At 69.1% G+C, this 10,403-nt stretch carries 10 protein-coding genes; 5 read left to right on the top strand and 5 right to left on the bottom strand.

Annotation, left to right across the window (positions count from 1 at the left end):
* Positions 1-131: 131 nt before the first annotated feature.
* Complete coding sequence (locus D7Y13_RS02590) at positions 132-713, top strand: YdeI/OmpD-associated family protein (RefSeq protein ID WP_120582395.1); 582 nt, start codon at positions 132-134, stop codon at positions 711-713.
* Here D7Y13_RS02590 and D7Y13_RS02585 read toward each other — a convergent pair whose 3' ends face one another.
* Positions 714-1,607, bottom strand: a complete 894-nt coding sequence (locus D7Y13_RS02585) for a cyclic nucleotide-binding domain-containing protein (protein ID WP_120582396.1) — start codon at positions 1,605-1,607, stop codon at positions 714-716.
* Positions 1,608-1,813: 206 nt separating this feature from the next.
* Between D7Y13_RS02585 and D7Y13_RS02580 the strand changes: the two genes are divergently transcribed.
* From D7Y13_RS02580 to D7Y13_RS02570, 3 genes are all read left to right on the top strand, one after another.
* Positions 1,814-2,530, top strand: coding sequence for an alpha/beta hydrolase family protein (locus D7Y13_RS02580; protein ID WP_120582397.1), 717 nt, complete (start codon positions 1,814-1,816; stop codon positions 2,528-2,530).
* 16 nt (positions 2,531-2,546) lie between these two features.
* The gene (locus D7Y13_RS02575) at positions 2,547-3,542 is read left to right on the top strand and encodes a TIR domain-containing protein (protein WP_120582398.1); all 996 of its coding nucleotides are present in this window, start codon (positions 2,547-2,549) and stop codon (positions 3,540-3,542) included.
* Positions 3,543-3,699: 157 nt separating this feature from the next.
* The gene (locus tag D7Y13_RS02570; RefSeq protein ID WP_199732666.1) at positions 3,700-4,668 is read left to right on the top strand and encodes a M12 family metallopeptidase; all 969 of its coding nucleotides are present in this window, start codon (positions 3,700-3,702) and stop codon (positions 4,666-4,668) included.
* 42 nt (positions 4,669-4,710) lie between these two features.
* Here D7Y13_RS02570 and D7Y13_RS02565 read toward each other — a convergent pair whose 3' ends face one another.
* Together D7Y13_RS02565 and D7Y13_RS02560 are read right to left on the bottom strand one after the other, a co-directional pair.
* Positions 4,711-5,790 carry an alanine racemase gene (locus tag D7Y13_RS02565; protein WP_120582432.1) on the bottom strand — a complete coding sequence of 360 codons (1,080 nt, stop codon included), beginning with the start codon at positions 5,788-5,790 and terminating at the stop codon, positions 4,711-4,713.
* A 136-nt stretch (positions 5,791-5,926) separates the two neighbouring features.
* Positions 5,927-6,679, bottom strand: a complete 753-nt coding sequence (locus D7Y13_RS02560; protein ID WP_120582399.1) for a hypothetical protein — start codon at positions 6,677-6,679, stop codon at positions 5,927-5,929.
* A gap of 112 nt (positions 6,680-6,791) precedes the next feature.
* Between D7Y13_RS02560 and D7Y13_RS02555 the strand changes: the two genes are divergently transcribed.
* Complete coding sequence (locus D7Y13_RS02555) at positions 6,792-7,661, top strand: alpha/beta fold hydrolase (protein WP_120582400.1); 870 nt, start codon at positions 6,792-6,794, stop codon at positions 7,659-7,661.
* A 34-nt stretch (positions 7,662-7,695) separates the two neighbouring features.
* Here the strand turns inward: D7Y13_RS02555 and D7Y13_RS02550 are convergent, their stop codons facing one another.
* Entirely contained in the window at positions 7,696-8,118 is a 423-nt protein-coding gene (locus tag D7Y13_RS02550; RefSeq protein WP_120582401.1) for a hypothetical protein, read from the bottom strand.
* A gap of 81 nt (positions 8,119-8,199) precedes the next feature.
* The gene (locus D7Y13_RS02545) at positions 8,200-10,380 is read right to left on the bottom strand and encodes a prolyl oligopeptidase family serine peptidase (RefSeq protein ID WP_120537189.1); all 2,181 of its coding nucleotides are present in this window, start codon (positions 10,378-10,380) and stop codon (positions 8,200-8,202) included.
* Positions 10,381-10,403 lie beyond the last annotated feature (23 nt).

Here is a 10,403-nt window from a genome sequence, read left to right as displayed (position 1 = left end):
GGGACGGGGGCTGGAATCGGCCATGGCCCTGTTCATAACGGCTTCCGCACCGGCTGCCTTCCACCGGTAGAGTCCCTGTGGGGCTTTTGTCGGCGGGAATGTCCTGAACCCGGCCCTGGAGGAATGGTTGGATGAAGGCGAAGCAGGAACTCCCCACCGTGCCGTTCGCGTCGGAGAAGGCGTTCGAGCAGTGGCTTTTGAAGCACCACGCCGACGCACCGGGCGTCTGGTTGAAGTTCGCGAAGAAGGAGTCGGGCATCGCGTCCGTGACGTACGCCCAGGCGGTGGAGGTGGCGCTCTGCTACGGCTGGATCGACGGGCAGGCGAAACCGGTCGACGACACCTTCTGGATCCAGCGCTTCACGCCCCGCAGGGCCCGGAGCAGGTGGTCGAAGATCAACTGCGGCAAGGCCGACGCGCTCATCGCCGCGAAGCGGATGCAGCCCGCCGGCCTGCGCGAGGTGGAGGCGGCCCGGGCCGACGGGCGGTGGGAAGCGGCGTACGCGTCGCCCACGGCCATCACCGTCCCGGAGGACCTGCTGAACGCGCTGGAGGCGAACCCGAAGGCGAAGGCGTTCTTCGCCACGCTCAAGGGCTCCAACCGCTACGCCATCCTCTACCGGCTCCACGACGCGAAGAAGCCGGAGACGCGCGTGCGCCGGCTGGAGAAGTTCGTCGCCATGTTGGAGGCGGGCGAGACGCTCCACGGCTAGCTACTTCGCTTCGCCCATGACCTCGATGGTGTTCTTGAGCCGCTCCAGGCCCAGGCGCACCAGGGCGCCCCGCAGGTCGGGCTGGCCCAGGAACGCCTTGCGGAACACCTCGCGCTCCAGCTTCAGCAGCGTGCACGGCGTCACGGTGCGCACGGTGGCGGTGGCCAGCCGGCTGCGCAGCAGGGAGATCTCCCCGAAGAGGGCGCCTTCCTCCAGCAGGGGGTAGGGCGACTGGCGTCCATCGCCGTGCGTGTGGAAGACCTCGCACTTGCCTCGCAAGAGGACGTAGAGCGCGTCGCCGGGCTGGCCCCGGGTGAGCAGCGTTTCGCCCGCGGGCACGGTGCAGGGCACGAAGGCATCGCCCAGCTCGTGCTGCACCTCCTGGGGCAGGGCGGCGATGAGCGGGTTGCTGCGCAGGGTGTCCGCGAGCAGGCGCTCCTTCGCGGCCAACTGCATCTGGTCCCCCTTCACGCCGTAGTCCTTGCCCAGCTCCCGGACGCCAGCCTGGGTCAGCTCCAGCAGCACCACGTCCTCCACCGTCACCACCGTGGCGGTGCGCTTCGTGCCGGTGAGCAGCGCCAGCTCCCCGAAGAACTCGCCCGCGCCCAGGCGGCCCACCTCCGTGTTCGCGGCGCCGTCGTTGCCGCGCAGCACGGCGACGCGGCCCTCCAGCACGACGAACATCGAGTTGCCGGGGTCGCCTTCGCGCACCACCACCTGGCCCGCCTGGAGGTAGCGCGTGCAGACGGGGGGCGCGGGCGCCGCCGCTTCCGGTTCCGTCGCGGACGGTGGGGCGGAAGGTGAAGCAGCGGTCGCGGGCGCCTGCCCGGCCGGAGCTTCCGGGGCGGCGGGGTGGGCGGACAGCAGGGCCTGGAGGCGCGCGAACAGGGACATGGTGCCGGGACGCTAGTCACTGGGTCCGGAGAGAACAGTGAAATGGTTCACACCCGTCCGGAGGACGGTCGAAAAGCCTCCCCGGCAGGCAGGCATCCCGGTGCAAAGCCTTGCGGAGGCCCATTGTGCCAGACAAGGCGATGGAGCGTGCAAGGCATTGATGGAAGACTCCGGCCCGTCGCCGACATTCCTCGCGGGGAGCGAAGATGCAGTCAGAGCAACGCGTCATGCTCGCGGATGCACCCGCCCTGATTGTCGGCGGGGGACCGACACCCGCGCCGGGCCCCCGGGGCACCGTGGTGCTCCTGCATGGGCTGGGGGCGTCGAAGGAGGTCCAGCGCCCCGAGGCGTACCTCCTGGCCCGGCGGGGGTATGTCGCGGTGATCCTTGACGCGGTGGGGCATGGCGAACGGCGCCACCCGGACTTCGAACACCGCTTCGCTCCCGAACGCATGGCTGACAGCTTCGCGGAGCTCGTGGCACAGGCCGCCGCGGAGCTGCCCACCGTGCTCGGGGTCCTCGCGGAGCAGGGCTGGTCTCGGCCGGGGGCGGTGGGCGCCTGCGGCATCTCGATGGGGGGCGCGATGCTCTTTGGCGCCATCGAAGCTGGTGCGGTGCTGGATGCGGCGGTGAGCGTGGTGGCCCCTCCGCCACGCGCTCACGCCCACCTGGCGCGATACTTCCCGACGCCGCTGCTTCTCCAGACGGCGGGGGCGGACACCCTGGTGCCGGCGTCGAATGCGCGAGCCTTCCACCATGCGCTCACGCCGCGCTACGCCAGCGCCCCCGAGCGGCTCCGCTTCGTTGAACACGACGGCGAAGGACACATGTTCAGCGAAGCCGGTTGGGGCCGTGTCTGGGATGAGGCCCTGGGCTGGTTCGACCGCTTCCTGCCGGCGGCTGGAGCCGGAGGGCCTGACTGACTACAGTTCCGTGCCCATGGGAGACACGCTGGACGTCGTCGTGGACCTTGGGGACGTGGGAGAGACGGCCGCGGATGCCGTGCTGCTGAAGTACGCGCAGGGCTTCCACGGGGCGGACGGCGCGGTGGCGCGGCGGCTGGAGGGGGTGGGCATCGCCACGGACACCCTCGCGGTGCTTCCCGGCGACCACCGCTTCATCGAGACCCGGGGCGGCCTGGGGGCGCCGTGGGTGCTCTTCCTGGGCACGGTGCGCCTGCGCCAGTTCGGCTACCACGAGATCCGCCAGTTCGCCGTCCGCGCGCTCCAGCTCCTGGAACCCCGCCCGGCCCTCCGCCACGTCGCGTGCACGGTGCACGGCCCCAACTACGGGCTCGACGAGGACGAAGCCGTGCTGGCCCTGGTGGGCGGGTTCGTGGAGGCCTTCCAGCGGGGCGTGGGGCCGCGCGACCTGGAGCGCCTCACGGTGGTGGAGATCAATCCCAAACGGATGGAGCGGATGCGCAAGGCCCTGGCGACAGGCCTGGGCGCCACCGCGGGGGTGGAGCCACTGCCCGGCGGCATGGGTTTCCGCGTCCGGCGCACGTCCCGGTTCGTCGCGGCGGCCCCCATGGCCAGCGCGGGCGCGAATTCAAACGAGAAGCCCCATGCCTTCGTGGCGATGCCCTTCGCGCCGGAGCTGGAGGACACCTACCACTACGGCATCCTGGGCCCGGTGAAGGCGGCCGGGCTGCTCTGCGAGCGTGTCGACCAGGCCACCTTCGACGGCCCCATCATCCAGCGCATCCGGGACCGCATCGACACCGCGAAGGTCGTCATCGCGGACCTGTCGCTGGCGAACCCCAATGTGTATCTGGAGGTGGGCTACGCCTGGGGGCGGGGCAAGCCCACGCTGATGCTGGTGCGGGACGTGCGGGAGCTGCGCTTCGACGTGTCCAGCTATCGCTGTCTCGTCTATCGCAACATCCGGCACCTGGAAGAGGTGCTCAGCCAGGAACTGCAGCGGCTCCTCTGACAGCCGGACGCGTGAACGCTTCGGCGGATGAAAAGCTGGCCCCCCTCGTGGCCTTGTTGCCGCGAGGTCCATCTCCAATTTTCCATCAGCGACACGTGGAGGTGGAGCCATGCGTGAAACAGACGGATATCGTGATGCATTGCTGAGGATTGCCGATGTGGCTCGGCAGGCGTTGCAGGAAGACGCGCTGCTGGAACGGCGGCAGGGGGATGGTCAGGGACGCGCGCAGTTCACGGCCGCGAGCCACACCGGCTGTACGCTGAAGGTCCTTCCCGGTCGCCTGCTGGTGAGGGCGGCGGAGGTCGCCAGGAAGATCAACCCGGTCAATGCGCCGCTGCCAGGGCTCGTGGCCGCGTTGGGTTCGGACCTTCCGCTGACCCCGATGCGGATCGCGCTCCTGACGTCGAAGTACTGGGGACCGGCCACCCGCGAGCTGACCGTCAGCTTCATGGAGTCCGCGCCGGCCGACCTTCGCGCCCGCATCGTCAGCCACCTGAACGCCTGGTCGACGAGCGGCGGCATCTCCTTCGTCGAAACGAATGGGACCGGCGACGTGAGGATCTCACGGGAGCCGGGGGGCTACTGGTCGTACCTCGGGACGGACGTGAAGCTCATCCCGACCGACGAGCCGACGATGAACCTGGAGGCGTTCTCGATGAACACCCCGGATTCCGAATACAGCCGTGTCATCCGGCACGAGGCGGGGCACACGCTCGGCTTCCCGCATGAACACATGCGGCGCGAGCTGGTGGCGCGAATCGATCCCGACAAGGCCTACGCGTATTTCCTCGCGACCCAGGGCTGGGATAAGGCCACGGTCGATGAGCAGGTGCTCAGTCCGCTCGATGACCAGTCCATCTTCGCCACCCCGGCGGATCAGACCTCCATCATGTGCTACCAGCTCCCCAGTTCCATCACCCGGGACGGGCTGCCCATCCTGGGGGGCACGGACATCAACGTGACGGATTACGTGTTCGCGGGCCTCATCTACCCGAAGCTCAACTTCGAGGACATCCAGGCCGTCCGCAAGACGAAGCCCAAGCTTGGAGAGGACATCGCCGCTTCGATGCGGCAGGTGGGCGTCAAGGACTGGGGCGCGGCGCGGGACCCGCACCTGAGCATGTAGCGATTCAGCGGCGGTGGGTCTCCTGCCTGAGGGCCGGGAGGCCTACCAGCCGCGCGCCGCGACCTCCCAGGTCGCCACGGCTGTTTCGCCTCGGACGACGTGCAGTCGCGGGTGCATGGGGACCGAAACACAGACATGGTTCGGCACCACGCGCACGCGGTCACCGATGCGCGGTCGCCACGTCGAGGCGGACACGTCCAGCAGTCCGTGTTCCTCCGACAGGTTCTTCACCACGACCTCCGGCCGTTCCAACAGGACGCCGTACCCCGGGGCCAGTCCCTCTTCTTTCGCGAGCGCCTTGGCCCCCGCGTCGATGACCACCTGCCCGGACACGGCGGTGCTCACCACGGTGGCCAGGACCGAGTAGGCGCACTCCGTCCAGTCATTGGCGCCGATGACGGTGCTGTTGCGGTCGTTCAGCGCATTGAGGCCCGGACGGATCTCCGTGAGGCCGTGCACGGCGTGGGATTGCCAGAGGGTGGGGGTGGAGCCGCCGCTCACGACCTCGGGCGAAAGTCCCGCACCGCGCAGGGCGTCCACGAACGACGCCAGTGTCTGGGATTGGGCGTGCATCGCGGCGGGCAGCTCCGCTTGTGGGATGCGGATGTGGCCCGCATAGAACGTCACCCCCCGAAACGCCACGCCCGGCGTGGAGGCCGCCGCGCGGGCCAGGGCCACGGCTTCGTCCGGCGTGCGCAGGCCGACCCGGCGCATGCCCAGGTCCAACTCCACCAGCACGCCCACGGTGCGTCCCGCATTCCGCGCCGCGAGTGCCAGCCCGTCCAATACCTCCACGGAATCAAGCGCCACGGAGATGCGCACGTGCTGGGGAAGGGCCATCAGCCGCGCGAGCCGGCGGGCTCCCACGGGTGGGTACGCGAGCAACACGTCGTCGGACACGGAGGCCATGACCTCGGCTTCCAGGACCGTGGCCACCGTGACACCTGAAGCGCCCGCAGCCACCTGGAGCGCGCCCAGTTCCACCGTCTTGTGGGTCTTCGTGTGGGGCCTCCAGCGCAGCCCGTGCTCGCGCGCATAGGTCGCGACGCGCTGGAGGTTCCGCTCGACGCGGTCCAGGTCGACGAGGGCGGCGGGGGTGTCGAGCGAGTCGAAGGAGGGCATGCGGCCCATGCTGGCAGTTGGCGCGGATGCCCTCCAGCACTCCCGTCGTGGGTGCTCGAACCGACGTGTGGCAGGCAACGTCACCCGAGGCGATTCACTTCCTGGGGTGGGCTTCCAACCCAGGATGGAAGCCGGCTCAAGCGTGCTTCTTCGTTTCGGTGAAGACCGGTTCGTTCCGCCGGATGCGTTCAAAGAGTTCGTCGTGGTCGATTTCGCCGAGATCGATGTTCCAGAGCCCGGGCACCAGGAAGGCGGAGGCCTGCGACGCCGCCTCTTCGTCGGAGCGCCCGTTCTCGAAGCGATACTCCGCGTGGAGTTCTCCGTAGCACGCGACTTCGTGATCATTCTCATCCAGGAAGCGCGTCGTCAGGTTGCCCGCCACGATGAGACTCTCATCGTTGTAGACGCCCTGGATGACGTCCCGGACCACAAGGTCGCCCAGGACCAGGAAGTTCCCCGACGTTCGCAGCCCCTTCGCGACACAGCGGCCCAGGACCACGATGGTCGAATCCGGCCCGCAGTCGTCCAGGAATCCATTGACCTCCAGGTCGCCCAGCACGAGGAGGGGGCAGGTGACGAGCAGCGAACCGGGAGCCTTCGCGTTCCCCGTCACGACCGTGGACCTGGACAGCGACGCGTCCAGCACGGCGTCCACGGGTTCGAGGAACTCGCGCATCACCACGGCCGCCAGGCCGACATGCGAGACAGGCCCGGGACACAGCGCCTTGGCGAGTCCGGCGGGTTCAAGGGGCGCGTCCTTGGGGAACGCCCTCCCCAGGGAGGTGACCAGGGGCGCGCCCTGATGGGAGAGCGCATCCCTGCGGGCACCGTCCAGCCGGGCGAGCGTGGCCTCCGCGCGCGCAAGGAAGTCGTTCTTGGAAAGGAGCATGGGCGCATCCTATCCAGCGCGAAGAAGCGCGGTGGGTCTGATTCACGCACCAGCCCATCGACTCCCGTCCAGCCCTGACCTTCGTCGGGTGCTGTTAGTGTCCGGCCCTCCCATGCACGAACACCTCCTCGACCGCGATGGAGTCCGCATCTCCTACCAGGTGGCCGGACCCCTCCAGGCTCCACCCGTGCTCCTGCTCGCCGGCAACGGGTGCGGCGCCAGCTATTGGCCCGATGCGTTCTGCGCGCCGCTGCTTCACGCCGGCCTGGGTGTCATCCGCTTCGACTACCGCGACACGGGGGCGTCCACGCACCGCGCCTTCGAGGCACATCCCTACGACCTCGACGACCTGTCCGGCGACGTCCTCGCGATCCTCGATGCATTGGACGTGGAGCGGGCGCATCTGGTGGGGCTGTCGATGGGAGGCTTCCTGGCGCAGCGGATGGCCCTCCGCACGCCACGACGCGTGGCCTCGCTGACGAGCATGCTGTCCACGCCGGACTATGGGGTGATGCTCCACACGTTCTGCGGAAGCGAAGCCCCCACGTCGGGACTGCCGCCTCCTTCGGCCCAATGGCTCGCGGAGCTCGGACGCCTGTCGCCAGACCTGTCCCCGGCAGAGCTGGTCAGCGAGAGCTGGCGGCTCGCCAACGGTTCGCGCGCACCCTTCGATGCGGCCTATTGGCGGGACCTGGTAGCGAGCGCCGCCGCGCGGGGTGAAGACACGGCGGCAGGAGATGCCCACCGACAGGCCTGCCTGCGCAGCTCCCAGAAGGATCAGCTCCAGGCCTTGCGCCGCCTCACGGTGCCTGCCCTGTTCATTGGCGGCTCCGAGGACCCCATCTTCCCGCCAGGACATGCCGCCGCGGCAGCCGACGTCTCCGGAGGGAAGGCCTTGCTCATCGACGGAATGGGGCACGCCCTGAATCCCGCTTACTTCAATGTCCTCACGGCGGCGATCCTCACGCACGTCCAGGCTTGAGCCTCGGTGGAGTGCGGCCGCGCTTCGTCGCGGCTTAAGCCGCCGGCTCGAAGCCGATGCGCGGGCGCTGCCATGCCCAGCCGCCCGACTTCAGCGCCGCCATCGCCTGCGCATCCAGCTCCCGCAGCGCCGCCAGCACCGCCGCCGGAGGACGGGGCGCACCCGGCGCGCTCTCCACCTCGAAGCGGCCCGGAATGGCGCTGGCGTCCTGGCCGCCCATCACCACGCGGACCTGACAGTTCTGCGGCGACAGCTCCGTCTCCCCGGACCACGACACGTCCTGGACGAACAGGTCCACCGCGCCCAATACCTTCTGCCCTCGCAGCTTCGCCACCACCGCGTCCAGCGACCCCTTCGCGCGTTCGTTCCGCCGCTTCCCAATGCGGGTGAGCGTGAACCAGGCCAGGCCGCCCGCGACGATGGGCGAAAGGATGAAGAAGGGGATGAGCGGGCTCATGGGGCGCCAGGGTGCCACGAAACACGGGAAAGGAAACGCCCATCCCTCCGCTCGGGAAGGGATGGGCGCGGATGAAACCGACTACTGCGGCGCGGGAGCGGTGGGCTTCTTCGTCGCGTTGGGCTTGTACGTCATGCCCAGCTCATTGAAGACGAAGGAGTAGACGTCCACCTCCTCCTCGATGCGCGCGGCCAGCGGCGTGCCCAGGCCGTGGCCCGTCTCCGCGTCGGCGCGCAGCAGGATGGGCTTCGGGGCGCTGGTGGCCGCCTGCATCCGGGCCACCATCTTGCGCGAGTGGAACGGATCCACGCGCGGATCATTCGCCCCGGAGGTGAAGAGCACCGACGGGTACTTCGTCCCGTCCTTCACGTGGTGCACCGGCGAATAGGCATACAGCGCCTTGAACTGCTCCGGGTCCTTCACCGTGCCGTACTCCGTCACGTTGAACTGGCCGTTGGGCGTCAGCTCCGTGCGCAGCATGTCGTAGATGCCCACGCGCGCCACCACCGCGCCGTACTGCTCCGGGTGCTGCGTCACGGCCGCGCCCATCAGCAGGCCGCCGTTGCTGCCGCCCTGGATGGCCAGCTTCTTCGGCTGCGTGTACTTCTGGTCCACCAGCAGCTTCGCGCACGCGTAGAAGTCGTCGAACACGTTCTGCTTCTTCGTCAGCGAACCCGCTTGGTGCCAGGCCTCACCGAACTCCGAGCCGCCGCGCAGGTTCGCCACCGCGAACACGCCGCCCTGCTCCAGCCACAGGCCCGCCGTCGCGCTGTAGCCGGGCGTGATGGAGATGTTGAAGCCGCCGTAGCCCGTGAGCCACGCCGGGTTCTTCCCGTTCAGCTTCGTGCCCTTCTTCTTCAGGATGGTCAGCGGCACCTTGGTGCCGTCCTTCGACGTGGCCTCCGTGCGCACCACCTCCACGTCGCTCATGTCGATGGCCGCCGTGCGCGCCAGCGCCGTCTTCGTCACCTTGCCGTCCGCCGCCGAGTACCGGTACCACGCGGCCGGCGTCGTGAAGCTGGTGTTGGCGAACAGCACGTCGTCCGCGCCCTGCCGCACCGCGCCGCCCACCGACGACACCGGCAGCGTGGGCACCAGCCCCAGCGCCTTGCCCGTCAGGTCCACGATGCGCATCTGCGACGGCCCGCCCAGCTGCTCCATCAGGTACAGGCGGCTCTTCGTGGGCAGGATGGACTGCACCGTGGCCTCGCCCTCCGGGACGAGCACCGTCGCCTTGTCCAACGTCGGCGTGTTGAGCGGCAGGCGCAGCACCTTGCCGCGCGAGGCGTCCTTGCGGCTGAGCAGGTACGCCGCGCCGTCGCTGCCGAAGCGCGCCGACACCACCTTGTCCGTGAACTTCGCCACCTGCGTCCACGTGCCCTTGGGGCCGTGCAGGTACAGCTCGTACTCGCCGCCGTCCCCGTTGGCCACGCGCGCGAACGTGTACTGGCCGTCGTCGCTGGCCTCCAGCTCCGTCATCGCGATGCGCGGGAAGTCCTTGCCCAGCGCGTACGTGTCCTTCTCCGTGGGCGTGCCCAGCGCGTGGAAGTACACCTGCTGGTACACCTCGCGGTCGATGGCGGGACGCTCCTCGCCGCGCGGATAGCGCGTGTAGAAGAAGCCCGTGCCCTGCGCGTTCCACGCGAGGCTGCCGCCCGCCGTGCCGCCGTTGACGCGGGGGACGACCTCGTTGGCCAGCGCCTTCGACGTGGCCACGTCGTACACCGACACGTCACCGCTCTCCGTGCCGCTCTTGGACAGCGACACCGCCACCTTCTTGCCGTCGTTCGTGAGCTGGAACCAGTCGATGGTCGTCTTGCCGGACGGGTCCACCTGCGTGGGATCCAACAGCACGCGCTCCTTCGACGTGTCGTCCAGCGAGCCCAGGATGACGAGCGTCGGCTGCTGCTTCGGCGGCTGGAACTTCATCGCCACGATGACGCCGCCCTTCTCCTCCAGGGCCCCGTACGCGGGAGACTTCCACGACAGCAGTTCGGTGATGCGCTGGCGCAAGCCCTCGCGCCCCGGCAGCTTGTCCAGCGTCGCGCGGGTGTACGCGTTCTGGGTGTCCGTCCACTGCTGCACCTTGGGGTCGGTGGCGGACTCCATCCACTGGTAGGGATCCGCCACCGTGGTGCCGTGGTACGTGGTCTCCACGGGCTGCTTCTCCGTGGCGGCGGGCTTCGCGGGCGCCTTGCCCGCCGCTGCGGACACGAGCGGCAGGAGCAGCGCGGCGGTGGTCACTGCGGTCTTCAGCTTCACGGTTCACCTCGCATGGGTGCTGT

The organism is Corallococcus praedator (genome assembly GCF_003612125.1).
Taxonomy (GTDB): domain Bacteria; phylum Myxococcota; class Myxococcia; order Myxococcales; family Myxococcaceae; genus Corallococcus; species Corallococcus praedator.
Note: the sequence above shows the minus strand (reverse complement) of the source record. Positions and strands in the feature narration are given on the sequence as shown.

Bases quoted from the DNA above. Each gene is read 5' to 3' on its own strand.
- D7Y13_RS02590 (WP_120582395.1), top strand. From the start codon at position 132: ATGAAGGCGAAGCAGGAACTCCCCACCGTGCCGTTCGCGTCGGAGAAG.
- D7Y13_RS02585 (WP_120582396.1), bottom strand. From the start codon at position 1,607: ATGTCCCTGTTCGCGCGCCTCCAGGCCCTGCTGTCCGCCCACCCCGCC.
- D7Y13_RS02580 (WP_120582397.1), top strand. From the start codon at position 1,814: ATGCAGTCAGAGCAACGCGTCATGCTCGCGGATGCACCCGCCCTGATT.
- D7Y13_RS02575 (WP_120582398.1), top strand. From the start codon at position 2,547: ATGGGAGACACGCTGGACGTCGTCGTGGACCTTGGGGACGTGGGAGAG.
- D7Y13_RS02565 (WP_120582432.1), bottom strand. From the start codon at position 5,790: ATGCCCTCCTTCGACTCGCTCGACACCCCCGCCGCCCTCGTCGACCTG.
- D7Y13_RS02560 (WP_120582399.1), bottom strand. From the start codon at position 6,679: ATGCTCCTTTCCAAGAACGACTTCCTTGCGCGCGCGGAGGCCACGCTC.
- D7Y13_RS02555 (WP_120582400.1), top strand. From the start codon at position 6,792: ATGCACGAACACCTCCTCGACCGCGATGGAGTCCGCATCTCCTACCAG.
- D7Y13_RS02550 (WP_120582401.1), bottom strand. From the start codon at position 8,118: ATGAGCCCGCTCATCCCCTTCTTCATCCTTTCGCCCATCGTCGCGGGC.